Consider the following 17,066-nt stretch of genomic DNA (forward strand, 5'->3'; position numbering starts at 1 on the left):
TGGCAGGCACCCTAAGGAGACGGGCATGAAGGTTTCAAGCCGGGGCGAGGTCGATCCCTTCATTGTGATGGATGTGATGGAGGCCGCCACCCGCGCCGAGGCGCAGGGCCGCAGGATCATCCACATGGAGGTGGGCCAGCCCGGCACGCCCGCGCCCGCGGCCGCCCGCAAGGCGCTGGCCCGCGCGATGGAGGAAGGCCCCCTGGGCTATACCGTGGGTCTTGGCCTGCCCGCGCTGCGCGCCCGGATCGCCACGCTTTACCGCGACTGGTACGGGGTCGATCTGAACTCAGACCGGGTGGTGGTGACGCCGGGGTCCTCGGGCGGGTTCACGCTGGCCTTCACCTCGCTTTTCGATGTCGGTGCGCGGGTCGGGATCGGCGCGCCGGGCTATCCGTCCTACAAGGCGATCCTCAAGGCGCTGGGGCTGGAACCCGTGATGATCCGGACCGAAAGCCAGCACCGGCTGCAACCGGTGCCGGGCGATCTGCCCGAAGATCTCGACGGGCTGCTGGTGGCCTCGCCCGCCAACCCCTCGGGCACGATGCTCGACCGCGACGCGCTGGGCGCATTGATCGGGGCGGCCGAGGCGCGCGGCGCGGCCTTCATTTCGGACGAGATCTATCACGGCATCGAATATGAGCGCAAAGCCGTGACCGCGCTTGAGATCACCGACGAGACCTATGTGATCAACTCGTTTTCCAAGTATTTCTCGATGACCGGCTGGCGGGTCGGCTGGATGGTCGTGCCCGAGGATCATATCCGCCGGGTCGAGCGTCTGGTGCAGAACCTCTTTATCTGCGCGCCCCATGCCAGCCAGGTCGCGGCGCTCGCGGCGCTCGATTGCGGCGACGAGCTTCAGGCCAATCTGGAGGTCTACCGGAAGAACCGCGCGCTGATGCTGGAGGGGCTGCCCAAGGCGGGCTTTACCCGGATCGCGCCGCCCGACGGCGCGTTCTACGTCTATGCCGATGTGTCGGACCTGACGACCGACAGCCGCGCCTTCGCCGCCGAGATCCTTGAAAAGGCAGGGGTGGCGGTGACCCCGGGGCTGGATTTCGACCCCGAGAGGGGGGCGGGCACGCTGCGCTTTTCCTATGCCCGTTCGACTGCCGATATCGAGGAGGGTCTGGCCCGGCTCGCCCGCTTCATGGCGGCGCGATGAGCCCGCTCAGCCCGGCCGCGAAGGGCGTTCTGGCGATGGTGGGGGCCTCGGCGATCTGGGGCCTCTCGTCGATGTATTACAAGCTTCTGGCCCATGTGCCGCCGCTTGAGGTGCTGAGCCACCGGACGATCTGGTCGCTGGTCTTCTTCGGGCTGGTGCTGGCGGTGCAGGGGCGGCTTGGCGAACTTTGGCGGCTCTTCGGTCAGGCCCGGGCGCTCTGGCTGGTGGCGGCGGCGGCGGTGATGATCTCGACCAACTGGTTCTTCTTCATCTACGCGATCCAGATCGGTCATGCGGTCGAGGCGAGCCTTGGCTATTACATCTTCCCGCTGGTCGCGGTGGCGGTGGGCTTCGCGGCACTGGGCGAACGGCCCTCGGCCCTGCAATGGGTCGCGGTGGGCATCGCCACCGTGGCCGTCGCGGCTCTGACCTGGGGGCTTGGCGTCGCCCCCTGGCTGTCGCTGGCGCTGGCGGGAACCTTCGCGCTTTACGGGCTGGCCAAGCGCGGCGTGCCCGCCGGGCCGGTCGTGTCGGTCACCGCCGAGGTCGTCTTGCTGTTGCCGCTGGCGGTGGTCTGGCTCTGGGGGGTGCATGTCGCGGGCTGGCCCGGGCTGACCGGGCGGGCGCTGGGCGCCTTCGGCCAGGATCTCGGCGACAGCCTGCTTCTGGTCTTTTCCGGGCCGCTGACGGCGGTGCCGCTGATGCTGTTCAGCTATGCCACCAAGCGGGTCAATTTCGCGACGGTGGGGCTGGTGATGTATCTTAACCCGACGCTGCAGGTGATGGTGGCGACGCTGGTCTTCCGCGAGCCCTTCACCGGCTGGCACATCCTCGCCTTTGCCCTGATCTGGACGGCGCTGGCGCTTTATTCGGCCGAAAGCCTGCGGCAGGACAGGGCCTCGCGCAGGTCCGCCATCAGGGCGGGCACATCCGGCACCACCCGGACATAGGCCGCCAGCGACGGCTCGGCGAAGCCCTCGTCGATGAAGTGATGGATGAGCGCGCTCAGCGGGTTCCAGAAACCCGCCGTGTTCAGCAGATAGATCGGCTTGGCGTGCAGCCCCAGCTGGCGCCAGGTCAGCACCTCGAAGAACTCGTCCAGCGACCCGGCGCCGCCCGGCAGCACCACGATCGCGTCGGAATTCATATACATGACCTTCTTCCGCTCGTGCATGTTCTCGGTCACGATGAAGGTCGAGAGGTCGCGCTTGCCGACCTCGCGGTCGAGCAGGTGCATGGGGATCACCCCGAAGGTCCGCCCGCCCGAGGCCTGCGCCGCCCGCGCGACCCGCCCCATCAGCCCGACATCGCCCGCGCCATAGACAAGCTGCCAGCCCGCCGCGGCCAGCGCATGGCCGAGCGCCTCGGCGGCTTCGGGATAGTCGGGGCGCGTGCCGTCGCGTGAGCCGCAGAAGACACAGATCGAGGGGTTTTGAAGGGTCATGGGGCGCCTGCGGGATCGGTTTTCTGGACCCGTGATAGCGGGGTTGGTATGGTCTCGCAAGGCGCTCGCCTGGCGGGGACGCGCGCAGATGGGGAAGGCGATGTCGGAGAGCAAGCGGTCGGTCTGGACCTGGGCGATCCTCGGCGGCGAGGCGGTGCTGGTGCTGATGGTCGCCGCCTGGTTCCTCGGCCGCGACGACGACCGAAAGGCAGACGGTCAGGCGCCCGGGGCCGCGCCATCGACGGACGCGCCCAGCCGCAGCCCGGACGCCGCAGCGCCTCAAGCCGGTCCCGCGACCGGACAGGCGCCTGCCGGGGCAACGCCTTTGGACGACCGCTCGGACCTTGCGCCGCCGCCGGACACCACGCCGCCCGTTTTCGACGTGGTGCGGGTCGGCCCCGAGGGCGGCGCGCTGGTCGCGGGCCGCGCCGAGCCCGGCAGTTCCGTCGCGGTTCTGGTCGAAGGCCGCGAAGCCACCCGCACCGAGGTTGGCGCCGATGGCGATTTCGCGGTGCTGTTCGATCTGGACCAGAGCCGCGATCCGCGCCGGATCTCGCTCTCGATGCGCAGCGCCGACGGGCGCAAGACCCCCTCTGAGGCAACGGTGATCCTCGCCCCATCCCCCGCTTCATCTTCGGTTTCGCCCGCCGTCGAGGCCGAACCGGCGGCCGGGGGCGCGCAGGCGGTCGCACAGGCGGCCGATGTTGGCGCGCCAGCTCCCGGACCGGCGGCGGCGGAGGGCCTGTCGGACATCGGCGCCTCTGGTGCCGCCCCGGCGGTAAGACCCGTGATCGAGGCCCCGCACGCCGCCCCCGCGATCCTGATTTCCGATGCCGGGGGGGTGCGTCTCGTCGCGCCGCCGCAGGCCGGGGAGGCCCCGCCGGTCTCGGGCGTGACGCTCGACGCGATCACCTACGATGCCGATGGGGCAGTGCGCCTTGCCGGGCGCGGCCGGCCCGGCGGCGCGCTGCGGCTCTATCTCGACAACGCGCCGCTGGCCGAGACCGGAATCGACAGCGCCGGGCGCTGGATGCTGCATGCCCCCGAGATCGGTGCCGGGCTTCATGCGCTGCGGGCCGATCTGCTGGCCGCAGACGGCAGCGTCGCCGCGCGCTTCGAGACGCCCTTCCACCGCGAGGCTCCGGCCGAAATCGCCGCCACCGCCGCGCCGCCCGCAGGGCCCGGGGGCGCGACCGGGGTCCGGGCGATCACCGTGCAACCGGGTTACACGCTGTGGGGCATCGCCGACCGCACCTATGGCCGGGGCATGCAATACGTAAAGATCTTCGAGGCCAATCGCAGCCAGATCCGCGACCCCGATCTGATCTATCCCGGCCAGATCTTCGATCTTCCTCGGGGCGAGTAGCCCGCGCGTCGCTGGCCTTTTCCGGCATCCGGCGCTAGGGTCTGCCGCGCTCCCCAAGGAAGGCTATCGATGCGCCGTGGCAAACGCCCCACAACCGCAGACCTGTCGCAGTTCGACCGCGAGCAGGGCATGCGAACGATCCGCAAGGTCGCGCCCTATCTCTGGCCCCCGGGTCAGGGCTGGGTCAAGCGCCGGGTCGTCCTGGCGCTGGCCGCCCTTCTGCTGGCCAAGGTGGTCTCGGTCGGCACGCCGTTCCTTTACAAGGCCGCCGTCGACAGCCTGACCGGCGAGACCCGCGACGACACGCTGCTGCTGGCCGTGGGCGCGGTCGGTCTGACCGTCGCCTATGGCATGGCGCGGCTGATGAATACCGGCTTTCAGCAGCTGCGCGACGCGATCTTCACCCGGGTCGGGCAACGCGCGCTGAGGCGGCTGGCGCTGGAAACCTTCACCCATATCCACCGGCTGTCGCTGCGCTATCACATCTCGCGCAAGACCGGGGGGCTGTCGCGGGTGATGGAACGCGGCGTGAAGGGCGTCGAGTTCCTGCTGCGCTTTCTTCTCTTCAGCATCGGCCCGCTGATCGTCGAGCTGGCGATGGTGGGCGTCGTCTTCGCGCTGGCCTTCGATCTGTGGTATCTCGGGGTCGTGGCGGCGGTGATCGCGGTCTATTTCAAGTTCACCTTCGTCGTCACCGACTGGCGGGTGAAGATCCGCCGCCGGATGAACGACCAGGACACCGACGCGAACCAGAAGGCCATCGACAGCCTGCTGAACTTCGAGACGGTCAAGTATTTCGGCGCCGAGGCCCGCGAGGCCGACCGCTACGACCGCGCGATGGAAGGCTATGAAGATGCCGCGATCAAGACCTCCTATTCGCTGGCGCTGCTGAATTTCGGCCAGGCCTTCATCATCACGCTTGGCATGATCGCGGTGATGGTCATGGCCGCGCTGGGGGTACAGGCGGGCAAGCTGACCGTGGGCGATTTCGTGATGGTCAATGCCTACATGATCCAGATCACCATGCCGCTGAACTTCCTCGGCGCGGTCTATCGCGAGATCCGCCAAAGCCTGATCGACATGGGTGACATGTTCGCCCTTCTGGAACAGCCCGCCGAGGTCACCGACCGGCCCGGCGCGCCCGCGCTGAAGGTGACGGGCGGCGCGGTCGAGTTCCGCGACGTGCGTTTCGGATACGAGCCCGAGCGGCCGATCCTGCAGGGCGTCTCGTTTTCCGTCCCGGCGGGACGCAAGGTCGCCATCGTCGGGCCGTCGGGGGCGGGCAAGTCCACCATCGGGCGGCTTCTCTTCCGCTTCTACGATGTGACCGGCGGCGCGGTGACCATCGACGGTCAGGACCTGCGCGAGGTCACCCAGGACAGCCTGCACCGCGCCATCGGCGTCGTGCCGCAGGACACGGTTCTGTTCAACGACACCATCCTTTACAACATCGCCTATGGCCGCCCCGACGCGAGCCCCGCCGAAATCGAGGCCGCGGCCCGCGCCGCCAAGATCCACGACTTCGTCGAAACGCTGCCCAAGGGCTATGAGACGCTGGTGGGCGAACGCGGGCTCAAGCTGTCGGGCGGCGAGAAACAGCGCGTGGGCATCGCCCGGACGCTTCTGAAGAACCCGCCGATCCTGCTGCTCGACGAGGCCACCTCGGCGCTTGATTCCGAGACCGAGGCGGGCATCCAGTCGGAACTCAAGGCGATGGGCGAGGGCCGCACGGTGATCGCCATCGCCCACCGGCTGTCGACCATCGTCGATGCCGACGAGATCGTGGTGCTGGAGGACGGCCATGTGGTCGAGCGCGGCACGCATGAGGCGCTTCTGGCCCGCGGCGGCCGCTACGCCGCGATGTGGCAGCGCCAGCAGGCGGGCGAGGACGAGGATATCGCGGCCGAATGACCGCGCCCGGCTCCGGCGCGGCTTCGGCAAACGATCCGCCCGGACCCGGTCCGCGCTCGATCCCTCTTCTTCTTGGCAAAAATACCCATGGCACCCCGGCTCGCCACATGGCCCCGCGCCGGGGCAGGGGGCGCGATCATTCGGCGGCGCGAAGGCCGTCTGGCTTGCCTGCCGCCGCCCCGGCGGCCCCGGTTGGCTCCGGGGCCTCGGTCCAGACGATCTCGGGCCCATCGAGCCGCGCGGCGGCGCGGGTCAGCGCGAGGTCGCGGGCCGCGCGGCTGTCGGGGCCCGCGCTGAGTGCCGCCAGACGGCGTAGGGATGCATAGGCGCCCGCCCGCACCCATTCGCGGAGCGCCAGCAGCGAGGGCGTGAAGACGAGCGTCAGCACCGTCGCCACCCCCAGCCCGAAGACCACCGCCGTCGCCAGCTGGGTCCACCACAGCGAGGCCGGGCTGCCCATGGTATAGCCGCCATTGGCAAAGTCGAAGCTGACCCCCAGCATCATCGACAGCAAGCCCGCCATGGTGGTGACCGTGGTCAGGAAAACCGGACGGATGCGGTCCTCGCAGGTGCGCACGATGGCCTCGATCCGCGGCATGTAGCGGGCATAGTCCTGATAGGTGTCGATCAGGACGATGTTGTTGTTCACGACGATCCCGGCCAGCGCCACCACGCCGGTGCCGGTCATGATGATCGAGAAGGGCTGGCCCATCACCAGCATCCCGATCAGCACGCCCGCCGAGGACAGCACCACCGCCAGCAGAACCAGCACCGAATTGTAGAAGCTGTTGAACTGCGCCAGCAGGATGATGAACATCAGCCCCAGCGCCGCGGTGAAGGCCTTCGACAGGAAGGCCGTGCTTTCCTCCTGGTCCTCCTGATCGCCGGTCCATTCCCAGCTGACGCCCTGCGGAAACGGCGCGGTGTCGAGCCAGCGGGTGAGGGTCGCGATCCGCTCATTGGCGTTGATAGGCTGGCCCTCGGCTGTCGTGAGCCCGTCGGCCACCGCCGCCTTGACGTCGAAATAGCGCTTGCCGTCGACCCGGTTGATCCGCCCGATCTTGCGCACCGGCGCGATCGTCACGAAATTCGACAGCGGCACCAGTCCGACTTCGGTCCGCACCTTCAGGGTGTCGAGCGTGGACAGCAGCCGGTCGCGTTCCGGCAGGCGCACACGGATGTCGATTTCCTCGTCCGACGAGGGGACCCGCATGGTGTCGAGCAGGATGCCGCGGGTGACCAGCTGGACCATCTGGCCCGCCAGCACCGCCGAGGCGCCGAAGCGGCCGGCCTCTTCGGTATCGACATCGACCTGCCAGTCGATGCCGGGCAGGGGGCGGGTATCCTCGATGTCGCGCAGCCCATCGGTGGCCTCGAACCGGTCGAGGGCGATCCGGGCGGCCGCCGACAGATCGTCCCAATTGTCGCCCTTCAGCCGCAGATGCACCGGCTTGGCCGAGGCGGGGCCATCCGACAGGTTCAGGATCTCGGTCCGGATGCCGGGGATCTGGGCCAGCTTGCGTTCGATCCGTGCGAGGATCAGGCCGCCATGCAGATCGGGGTCGGCAGCGCGCTCCTGCCATTTCTGCAGCTCGATCTGAACCTGGCCGATTGTGTCGAGCGGCGGGCTCGCGCCGCCAGTGTTCTGGCTCAGGCCGCCCTCTCCTGCGAAGGAGAAGACGTTCTCGACCCCGGGTTCGGTCAGCACGACGCGCTCGACCGCCTTCACCATCGCGTCCTTCTCGTCGATCGACAGGTTGCCCCGCGCCCGGACATAGACGATGGCCTGTTCGGGTTCGGTCTTCACGAAGAACTCGACCCCGTTATTGTGCTTGCCGTAATAGACGAAGACCCCGGCGACGAAGGCGAGCACGGCCCCGGCAGTGACCAGCGGCATCACCGGATTGCCAGCGATGGCGCGGATCAGCCGGCCGAAGAGGGTCGGGCGGTAGCCCGCCTTGACCGGCTCGGGCCGCGGGTCCCGCAGCGCGTTCACCGCCAGCGAACAGCCGATCAGCCCCAGCGTGAACAGCGCCAGTCCCGGCAGCATCTCGATCGGGCCCGAACTGGCCGGGCCGGGCGCGGGCCAGGCCGGGTTCAGCATCCGCATCGCGCCGAGGAAGGCCGTCGCCAGCGCCAGCGCCATCAGCCCGAGACGCAAACCCTTCGGCAAGGGCCTCAGCCGCTCGGTGATGCGCCAGAGCACCCGCGAAAACCGGCCCGCGACCCCGCCCACCACCGGCAGGTAGACCAGCGCGACCACCAGGCTTGCCGACAGCACGAAAATCAGCGTGACCGGCAAAAGCCCCATGAACTCGCCCGCGACGCCGGGCCAGAAGAGCATCGGCAGGAAGGCGCACAGCGTCGTCGCGGTCGAACTGACGATGGGCCAGAACATCCGCTTGGCCGCATCGGAGAAGGCATGCATCGGGCCGGTGCCCTCGGCGATGCGGCGGTCGGCATATTCCACGACCACGATGGCGCCGTCGACCAGCATGCCGACCGCGAGGATCAGCCCGAACATGACGATGTTCGACACGGTCACGTCGAGGATCGCCAGAAGCACGAAACACAAGAGAAACGAGGTCGGGATCGCGAAGCCCACCAGCAGCGCCGAGCGGGTGCCGAGAAAGGCCAGCACCACCACCATCACCAGAGCGACCGCGGTCAGCACCGAGCCCTCGAGCTGGCGCACCATCGATTCCACATTGGTCGACTGATCGTTGGAGGTCGTGACCACGATGGCCTGGCGCAGCTCTGGCGCCCAGTCGGCGCGGGCCTTGTCGACCTCCTCGCGCACCAGCCGCGAGGTGTCGATGATGTTGAAGCCCTTGCGCTTGACCACCTGCAGCGCCAGCGTCGGCTCGCCGTTGAAGCGCGCGGTCGAGCTGCGGTCCTCGAAGGTCAGCCGGATCTCGGCCAGATCGCCCAGCCGCACCACCCGGTTGCCGTTGACCTTGACCGGCAGGTCGTAGACGTCCGAGGGGTCGTCGAAAGAGGCCGGGATCTTGACCGCGAAGGCGCCTTGCGCCGTCTCGACCTCGTCGGCCGCGATCAGCTGGTTGTTGGCGGTGACGACATTGACCAGTTCCTGCGCCGTCACGTTGTAGGATTCGAGCTTCAGCGGATCGAGGATCACCTCGAGCATCTCGTCGCGCTGGCCCGCCATCGACACCTCGAGCACCGGGTCGAGCGCCTCGAGCCGGTCCTGCAGGTCCTTGGCCGCACGCACCAGCGTCCGTTCCGGCACCTCGCCCGCGAGGTTCACGACGAGGATCGGAAATTCCGAGAAGTTGATTTCGGAGATCGTGTATTTCTCGTAGCCGTCGGGAAAATCGGCCTCGGCCTTGTTCATCCGGTCGCGGACATCGGCGAGGATCTTGGTCTTGTCCCAGCCGAATTCGAATTCCAGCGCCACCCCGGCATAGTTCTCGCGCGCCGTCGCGGTCATCGAATCGAGCCCGTCGAGATCGGACAGTTCGGTTTCCATCGGCTTGATCAGCAGCTTCTCGGCGTCCTCGGCCGAGATGCCGGGGAAGGGCACCGAGATGAACAGCGCCGGGATCTCGATATCGGGCTCGCCCTCCTTGGGCAGCTCGATATAGGCCAGCGCGCCCGCGACCAGCGACATCAGGACGAAAGCCACGACCATGCGGGCCCGCGCGGCGGCCCAGTCGACAAGACCGGTCATTGCGGGCTCTCGCGATAACTGACCTCGACCGGCGTGCCGTCCGACACGAATTCCTGTCCGACCACGATCACCTCGGCGCTGTCGGGCAGGCCCGCGACCCACATGCCCTCGGGGGCGTCGCGGATCACCTCGACCGGGGCAAAGCGGGCATGGCGGGTGTCATCGACATAGCGCAGCCCGAGCCGCCCGGCATCGTCCAGCGTCAGCGCCGAAGCCGGGACCAGATGGCCGCTGCGGGCGGGGCCGGCGATGCCGATCTCGACGCTTTGCCCGGCGCGGATCGCCCCGTCGGCATTGGGCGCCTCGACCTCGACGCGGAAGGTCCGGGTGGCGGGGTCGGTGGTGCGTGCGACGAAGGCGACGCGGCCCGCGATCTCCTGTCCCGAGAGCAGCCGGCCTCCGGCGGGCGCGCCGACGCGGATCTTGTCGACCTCGGTCTCTGGCACCGCGCCCACCAGCCGGATCGGGTCGAGCGCGATCACCGTGGCGCAGGGCAGGCCGGGCTGCATCAGCGTGCCCAGCTCGGCCGTGTCCTCGTCCAGCACACCCGCGAAGGGGGCGGCGATGGTCAGACGCTCGATCTCGATCTCGGCGGTCGCGACCTGGGCCTCGGCGGTCTTGCGGGCGGTTTCGACCGCCTCGAGCCCCGCCGTGGCCGAGGCCACCGCCGCCTCGGCGGTCGAGACCGCCGAAGCGGTTCCGGCGACCCGCGTGTCCGAGGCATAGCCCTCCTGCGACAGCCGCCGGGCGGCGCGGTCGTTGATCCGGGCTTCGTCCAGCTGGGCGCGGGCCTGGGCGACGGCGGCGCGCGCCTCGGGCAGACGCGCGCGGGATTCGGCCAGCACCGCCCGGGCCTGGGCCAGCGCCGAGGGCCGCGTACCCGGCTCGATCCGGCAGAGCGTCTGCCCGGCCGCGACGGCACTGCCCTTTTTCAGCGGCTCCGAGATCACCCGGCCGTCGGTTTCGGCCAGCACCTCGACACTGCGCGCGGCCTCGGTCTCGCCGCGAAGCCGGACGCCGCCCTGAACCTGCTGCGCCGTGCTGCGCTGCACGAGGACGGACACCTTCTGGGGACCGGAGCCGCCGGTATCTGCGGCTGGCGCGGGAGCGGGTTCCACCCCGGCAAAGACCATCACGCGGTCCCGTTCCATCATCAGCAGGTAAAAGCCGACCGTCACCAGCAGGGCGGTGAGCATCGAGATCCAACGCATGGACAGCCTTGCCTTTCTCGTCGCGCGCTTCGGGGCCGGTCGCGGCCGTCCCGGCAAGGCGGGTCGGCGCGGGACGGGCCCGGACCGGCCGCCTTGATCCATGCGCAGATGGTACGATCAAACGGGCAGGGGGTACAAGCGTTCCGGCGCCGTGCGGCGGCCATGGTCGCGGGGCTTTGCAAAGGGGCAAGCGCTGCGCTAAGACGGGCGCAAGCAGAGCCCAAGCAGCCGGACCGCCGAGACGCCCATGACCAATCCCGACAGTTTCATCCAGGAAGTGACCGACGAGGTCCGCCGCGACCGCCTGTTCGCCTGGATGCGCCGCTATGGCTGGATCGCGGCCCTGATCATCGTCGGACTGGTCGGTGCCGCCGCCTGGCGCGAGTGGAGCATCGCCCGGCAGGAGGCCGCCGCGCAGGCGCTGGGCGACAGCATTCTCGATGCGATCGAGATCCGCGATGCCGCGGCCCGCGCCGAGGCGCTGGGCCGGATCGGCGCCGACGGCCCGGCGGGCGCGCTGGTCGCGCTTCTGGCCGCCGCCGAGGCGCCTGATGCGGCCGGGCGGATCGCCGCGACCGAGCGGCTCGATGCCATTGCCGCCGATGCCTCCCTGCCGCCCTACCTGTCGGATCTGGCGGCGCTGAAGCTTGTTCTGATGCGGGGCAGCGACATGACGCCCGAGGCGCGGCTGGCCGCGCTGGAGCCGCTGGCGGCGCCGGGGCGCCCGTTCCGGACGCTGGCGCTGGAACAGATGGCCTATGCCGAGATCGACGCGGACCGTACCGATGCCGCGCTGGACCGGCTGCGCGGCCTGCTTGACGATGCCGAGGCCAGCGCGGACTTGCGTCAGCGCGCCAGTCGGTTGATTGTGGCGCTCGGCGGATCGCCGGACGCCGGCTGATGCGGCCGCAGGCGGCCGGACAGCCAGACAGGACGAGCCCAGGATCGAGGGGACAGCGACAGTGAAATTCGGCCATGTAACGAGCGTCTTGGCGCTGGTCGCCCTGGTCGCGGGGTGCGGCGACAAGGAAGAGATCCTGCCGGGCGAACGGCTGGGCGTGCGCGAGGCCCTGGGCCTCGAGACGGCGCAGCCCGCGCTGCCCGAGGCGCGCGATATCGCGCTGCCGGCCGCGCAGGCGGTGGCCGACATGCCGCAGCTGGGCGGCAATCCGGAACATCTGACGCCCCATGCGGCGCTGTCGGCCACGCCCGCGCGGATCTGGTCGGCCTCGATCGGGGCGGGCAACAGCCGGCGCTACCGGATCACCGCGCCGCCGGTCGTTGCGGGCGGGGTGATCTACACGCTCGATGCGCGCAGCCAGGCCGCGGCCGTCTCGGCCGAGGGCAAGGTCCTGTGGAAGGCCGACCTGCGGCCCGAGGGCAAGCGCGGCAAGGATGTCAGCGGCGGCGGGCTCGCCTATGGCGACGGGCGGCTGTTCGCCACCACGGGCTATGGCACGCTGATCGCGCTGGATCCGGCGACCGGGGCCGAGCTCTGGACCCAGAAGGCCGATGCCGCGATTTCGGGTCCGCCCGCCTATCGCGACGGCATCGTCTATTTCGTCAGCCGCGACAACCGCGCCTGGGCGATTTCGGCTGCCGACGGCCGGGTGCAATGGCAGATCCCGGGCACGCCCGCGCCCGCCGGAATGCTGGGGGGCGCCGCGCCCGCGGTGACCGACCGGCTGGCAATTTTCCCCTTAAGTTCGGCCGATCTTGTCGCGACCCTGCGGCAAAGCGGGGTGCGCGTCTGGGGTGCGGCGGTCGCCGGTCAGCGGCGCGGCGCGGTCTATGCCTCGGTGACCGACATCACCGGCGATCCGGTGGTCGCGGGCAATGTGCTTTTCGCGGGCAACCAGTCGGGCCGCTCGGTCGCGCTGGATGTCAATTCGGGCGAACGGATCTGGACTGCCGAGGACGGCGCCTATGGCGCGATGCTGCCGGTGGGCGGCTCGGTCTTCTTCATGACCGATCAGGACAAGCTGGTGCGGCTCGACGCCCGCGACGGCAGCCGGATCTGGTCGGTGGATCTGCCGTACTTTACCAAGAAGAAGCCCAAGAAACGCAAGGCCGTCTATGCCCATTACGGGCCGATCCTCGCGGGCGGGCGGATCTGGGTCGCCTCGGATGACGGCTGGCTCCGGGGCTTCGACCCGGCCTCGGGCGCGGTGCTGGCGGAAATCGACCTGCCCGGCGGGGCCGCGTCGCGGCCGGTGGTAGCGGGCGGTACGCTTTACGTGCTGTCCGAGCGCGGGGAACTCGAGGCTTTCCGCTAGGCCCGGGATGGTGTAGGCGGTCGGTCTGATCCGGTTCGGAGAGACCCATGAGTTTTACCCTGGCCATCGTCGGCCGGCCCAATGTCGGCAAGTCGACGCTGTTCAACCGTCTGGTGGGCAAGCGCCTGGCGCTGGTCGACGACCAGCCCGGTGTGACCCGCGACCTGCGCGAGGGCGAGGCGCGGCTCGGCGATCTGCGCTTTACCGTGGTCGACACGGCCGGGCTGGAAGAGGCGACCGACGAAAGCCTGCAGGGCCGCATGCGCAAGCTGACCGAGCGCGCGGTCGGCATGGCCGATGCCTGTCTCTTCATGATCGACGCGCGGGCGGGCGTTCTGGCCGCCGACGAGGTCTTTGCCGACATCCTGCGCAAGAAATCCGCCCATGTGATCCTCGGGGCCAACAAGTCCGAGGGCCGCGCCGCCGATGCGGGGTTCCTTGAGGCCTATGCGCTGGGCCTTGGTGAGCCGCTCAGGCTGTCGGCCGAACACGGCGAGGGCATGGCCGAGCTGCATGCCGTGCTTGCCCCGCTGATCGAGGCCGCCGAGGCCCGGATCGATGCCGAGGCCGCGCCCGAGGTCGACGTCGATCTGTCCGAGGACGACGACGAGGACATGGAGGCTCCGGTCCGGATGCCGACCGCCGCGCGGCCCCTGCAGGTCGCGGTGGTCGGGCGGCCCAATGCCGGCAAGTCGACGCTGATCAACCAGATCCTCGGCGAGGACCGGCTGCTGACCGGCCCCGAGGCGGGCATCACCCGCGATTCGATTTCGCTGTCGATGGACTGGCAGGGAACGCCGGTTCGGCTGTTCGACACCGCAGGCATGCGCAAGCGCGCCAAGGTCCAGGACAAGCTGGAAAAGCTGTCGGTGTCGGACGGGCTTCGGGCGGTCAAGTTCGCCGAGGTCGTGGTCGTACTGCTCGATGCGCAGATCCCGTTCGAGGCGCAGGACCTCAAGATCGCCGATCTGGCCGAGCGCGAGGGCCGCGCGGTGGTCATCGCGGTCAACAAATGGGATCTCGAGACCGACCGTCAGGACAAGCTGATTGCGTTGAAAGAGGAATTCGCACGGCTTTTGCCGCAGCTGCGCGGCGCGCCGCTGGTGACGGTTTCGGCGCTGACCGGGCGGGGGCTCGACCGGCTGCATGATGCGGTGATTTCGGCCTATACGGTCTGGAACCGCCGGGTGCCGACCGCACGGCTCAACCGCTGGCTCGCGGGCATGCTCGAGATGCACCCGCCGCCCGCGCCCGGCGGGCGCCGGATCAAGCTGCGTTACATGACCCAGGTCAAGACCCGGCCACCGGCATTCGTGGTGATGGCCTCGGTTCCCGAGAAGTTGCCGGAAAGCTATCGCCGCTATCTGGTCAACGGTCTGCGCGAGGATTTCGAGATGCCGGGCACCCCGATCCGGCTGACCTTCCGCGGCCAGGGCGACCGCAACCCGTTCCGGGCCAGGAAGAAAAAGACGCCCTCGCGGCTCAGAAAGCACATTGAGAAGAAGTCCGGCAGCTGATCCGGCTCCGCGCCGCCCTAAAGGCGGTGCCCGTCTTCGTCTGGTCCGTCATGGGTATTTGAACCAAGAAGAAGCCCAGCCCGTCTCTTCTTCTTGGCCTAAATACCCATGAACCGGCGCAGGCCGCGCAATGGAGCCGGAGTGGCGTGCCTCAGGTGGCGGCGCGCACCGTGAGAAAGCCGATCACGACGGCACCGGCAAGTGCGGCAATGGCGACGAGCGGCGCGCTGAAAAGGTTCGCGACGACGATCCCGCCAAGGCCCCAGATCAGCGCCACGCCATAGGCGGGCGCGCGGTCGAGCGGGAAAAGCACCGCCGCCCCGGTCGCCAGCGCGCCCAGAAGCGCGATCAGGGCCCAAGCGGTTTCGCCGAAGACGATGCCGTGGCCCGCGCCCAGAAGGCCGACCGAGACCCAGCTGGCCGCGGTCAGCCAGCCCGCATAAAGCCCGACCGGCGCCTGCAGCCACCAGCGGTCGACCAGAGGCGTCTCGACCAGCGCCCAGATCGCCATGGCGGCCATCCACCACAACAGCAGCGACGCCCAGACCGGCGAGAGCTGCGCGACCCCGATCCAGGCCGCACCCGGGGCAAGCGACAGAATCAGCGGCAGGCGGCAGCGCTCCCAGGCGCCGTCGCTCGCCCGGCGGAAGAGCCCGAAGCCTGCCGAGATCACCAGCCAGACATAGATCACGCCCCAGATCGCGAAGGCATAGCCCGCGGGCTGCACCGGCGGATCGTCCTGCGGGATCGGGAATTGCGAGGGCTCGAAGCCCGAGAACCCGCCGGGCATCACCGCCGAGGCGACGAAGAAAACAGTGGCGACGAAGACGAGGACCGCCTTGACCGGGTCGATCATGCCAGTTCTCCTTCAACTGTCAGCAGCGTCTTGCCGCCGAGCCAGGGAGCGAGCGCCTTGGGCAGGGCGACCGATCCGTCCTCGCGCTGGCCGTTTTCCAGCACCGCGATCAGGCAGCGCCCCACCGCAAGGCCCGACCCGTTCAGGGTGTGGACGTGGTCGGGCTTGCCGCCGCCCGCGGGCCGGAAGCGGGCATTCATCCGCCGGGCCTGGAAATCGCCGCAATAGGACACCGAGGAAATCTCGCGATAGGTCGCCTGACCGGGCAGCCAGACCTCCAGATCATGGGTGCGCCGGGCCCCAAAGCCCATGTCGCCGGTGCAAAGCACAACCGTCCGGTAAGGCAGGCCAAGCTTTTCCAGGATCCCCTCGGCGCAGCGCGTCATCCGGTCCAGTTCATCAAGGCCCTGATCGGGATGCACGATCGACACCATCTCGACCTTCTCGAACTGGTGCTGGCGCAGCATTCCGGCCGTGTCGCGGCCCGCCGAGCCCGCCTCGGACCGGAAGCAGAGCGAATGCGCGGTCATCCGGCGGGGCAGGTCGGCCTCGTCCAGAAGCGTGTCGTTCACGGTATTGGTCAGCGTCACTTCCGAGGTCGGGATCAGCCACCAGCCCTCGCGCGTCTGATAGCTGTCCTCGCCGAATTTCGGCAGCTGGCCGGTGCCGTACATCATCTCTTCGCGCACCAGCACCGGCGCGTTGACCTCGGTCAGGCCGTTCTCGGTGACGTGGGTGTCCAGCATGAACTGCGCCAGCGCCCGGTGAATGCGGGCCACCGCGCCCTTCAGCACCACGAAGCGCGCGCCCGACAGCTTGGCCGCGGTCTCGAAATCCATGCCCGCGGCGACGCCCGGAAGCTGGTAATGCTCTTTCGCGGCAAAGCCCAGGTCGGGCGGGGTGCCCCAGCGGTGACGCTCGACATTGTCGGCCTCGTCGGCGCCGTCGGGGACATCGGCCAGCGGCAGGTTCGGCAGGCCCATCAGCATGTCCTGAAGGCGCCTGTCCTCGGCCTTGGCCTCGTCGTCGAGCCGGGCGATTTCGTCCTTCTTCTCGGCCACCAGCGCGCGCAGGCGTTCGAATTCGGCCTCGTCGCCCCGGGCCTTGGCGGCGCCCACCTCCTTCGAGGCGGCGTTGCGCGCGGCCTGGGCCTCTTCGGCGGCAGAGATCTTGGCGCGGCGGGATTCGTCCAGCGCAAGGATCGCGGGCGAGACCGGCGCCAGCCCGCGGCGCGCCAGGGCGGCGTCGAAAGCGTCGGGGGTCTCGCGGATGGCGCGGATGTCGTGCATGTCTTGTCCTCGGGGTGGTCTGGGTCTTGGTCTCGGGCCGGTTATGCCCGATCTTGCGGAGGGACGTAAGAGGCCGGATCGGCGCGCCATTCGTGCCAGGCAAGGAGGAACTCGCCGCTGTTGAGTTTGATTCTGGACCAATTTGTCGGCGGCAGCATCTTCGCGACAACCGCAGCCTTCCGTTCCGGTGAATACGCCAAGTCATCATCGTGTCCCGCCCGCCTCAGATCATGCTGCCAAAGTTACGAGCGGTGACAACTGTCCTGACAGAGGGGGCCTCCTTTCCCGGAATTGCTTGGGAAGACGGTTAGTGGACACATTTCCTGATCTTCCGCATTGC

Annotated in this window: 12 protein-coding genes; 7 read left to right on the forward strand and 5 right to left on the reverse strand. The window is 69.0% G+C overall.

What is annotated here, in order from left to right:
• The first annotated feature begins 25 nt into the window (after positions 1 to 25).
• Entirely contained in the window at positions 26 to 1,165 is a 1,140-nt protein-coding gene (locus DSD19_RS02490) for a pyridoxal phosphate-dependent aminotransferase (protein ID WP_113668417.1), read from the forward strand.
• Positions 1,162 to 2,115: an EamA family transporter RarD gene (rarD, locus tag DSD19_RS02495; protein WP_113668418.1), complete on the forward strand. Its 954-nt coding sequence runs from the start codon at positions 1,162 to 1,164 to the stop codon at positions 2,113 to 2,115. Before DSD19_RS02490 ends, rarD begins: the two co-directional genes overlap by 4 nt.
• On the opposite strand, the gene DSD19_RS02500 is transcribed toward rarD, so the two are convergent.
• Positions 2,031 to 2,609: a TIGR00730 family Rossman fold protein gene (locus DSD19_RS02500; RefSeq protein WP_113668419.1), complete on the reverse strand. Its 579-nt coding sequence runs from the start codon at positions 2,607 to 2,609 to the stop codon at positions 2,031 to 2,033. The genes rarD and DSD19_RS02500 overlap by 85 nt on opposite strands.
• 100 nt (positions 2,610 to 2,709) lie before the next feature.
• Between DSD19_RS02500 and DSD19_RS02505 the strand changes: the two genes are divergently transcribed.
• Complete coding sequence (locus DSD19_RS02505) at positions 2,710 to 3,975, forward strand: LysM peptidoglycan-binding domain-containing protein (RefSeq protein WP_133260345.1); 1,266 nt, start codon at positions 2,710 to 2,712, stop codon at positions 3,973 to 3,975.
• 69 nt (positions 3,976 to 4,044) lie between these two features.
• Positions 4,045 to 5,886 carry an ABC transporter ATP-binding protein/permease gene (locus DSD19_RS02510; RefSeq protein ID WP_113668421.1) on the forward strand — a complete coding sequence of 614 codons (1,842 nt, stop codon included), beginning with the start codon at positions 4,045 to 4,047 and terminating at the stop codon, positions 5,884 to 5,886.
• Between the two features lie 136 nt (positions 5,887 to 6,022).
• Here the strand turns inward: DSD19_RS02510 and DSD19_RS02515 are convergent, their stop codons facing one another.
• The gene (locus tag DSD19_RS02515) at positions 6,023 to 9,577 is read right to left on the reverse strand and encodes an efflux RND transporter permease subunit (RefSeq protein WP_113668422.1); all 3,555 of its coding nucleotides are present in this window, start codon (positions 9,575 to 9,577) and stop codon (positions 6,023 to 6,025) included.
• Positions 9,574 to 10,788: an efflux RND transporter periplasmic adaptor subunit gene (locus DSD19_RS02520; protein ID WP_113668423.1), complete on the reverse strand. Its 1,215-nt coding sequence runs from the start codon at positions 10,786 to 10,788 to the stop codon at positions 9,574 to 9,576. The genes DSD19_RS02515 and DSD19_RS02520 overlap by 4 nt, the downstream gene beginning before the upstream one ends.
• A 247-nt stretch (positions 10,789 to 11,035) precedes the next feature.
• Here DSD19_RS02520 and DSD19_RS02525 point away from each other — a divergent pair, with 247 nt between their 5' ends.
• The 3 genes from DSD19_RS02525 to der all read left to right on the forward strand — a co-directional run bounded on the left by DSD19_RS02525 (position 11,036) and on the right by der (position 14,581).
• Positions 11,036 to 11,689 carry a tetratricopeptide repeat protein gene (locus tag DSD19_RS02525; RefSeq protein ID WP_113668424.1) on the forward strand — a complete coding sequence of 218 codons (654 nt, stop codon included), beginning with the start codon at positions 11,036 to 11,038 and terminating at the stop codon, positions 11,687 to 11,689.
• Positions 11,690 to 11,750: 61 nt separating this feature from the next.
• A complete protein-coding gene (locus DSD19_RS02530) occupies positions 11,751 to 13,064 on the forward strand; it encodes a PQQ-like beta-propeller repeat protein (protein ID WP_113668425.1) in 1,314 nt (437 codons plus the stop codon).
• Positions 13,065 to 13,111: 47 nt separating this feature from the next.
• The gene (gene der / locus DSD19_RS02535; protein ID WP_113668426.1) at positions 13,112 to 14,581 is read left to right on the forward strand and encodes a ribosome biogenesis GTPase Der; all 1,470 of its coding nucleotides are present in this window, start codon (positions 13,112 to 13,114) and stop codon (positions 14,579 to 14,581) included.
• Positions 14,582 to 14,732: 151 nt separating this feature from the next.
• Here der and DSD19_RS02540 read toward each other — a convergent pair whose 3' ends face one another.
• The gene (locus tag DSD19_RS02540) at positions 14,733 to 15,437 is read right to left on the reverse strand and encodes a hypothetical protein (protein WP_113668427.1); all 705 of its coding nucleotides are present in this window, start codon (positions 15,435 to 15,437) and stop codon (positions 14,733 to 14,735) included.
• A complete protein-coding gene (gene serS / locus DSD19_RS02545; protein WP_113668428.1) occupies positions 15,434 to 16,726 on the reverse strand; it encodes a serine--tRNA ligase in 1,293 nt (430 codons plus the stop codon). Before serS ends, DSD19_RS02540 begins: the two co-directional genes overlap by 4 nt.
• Positions 16,727 to 17,066 lie beyond the last annotated feature (340 nt).

This window comes from Rhodovulum sp. BSW8, from assembly GCF_003314725.1.
GTDB lineage: Bacteria > Pseudomonadota > Alphaproteobacteria > Rhodobacterales > Rhodobacteraceae > Rhodovulum > Rhodovulum visakhapatnamense.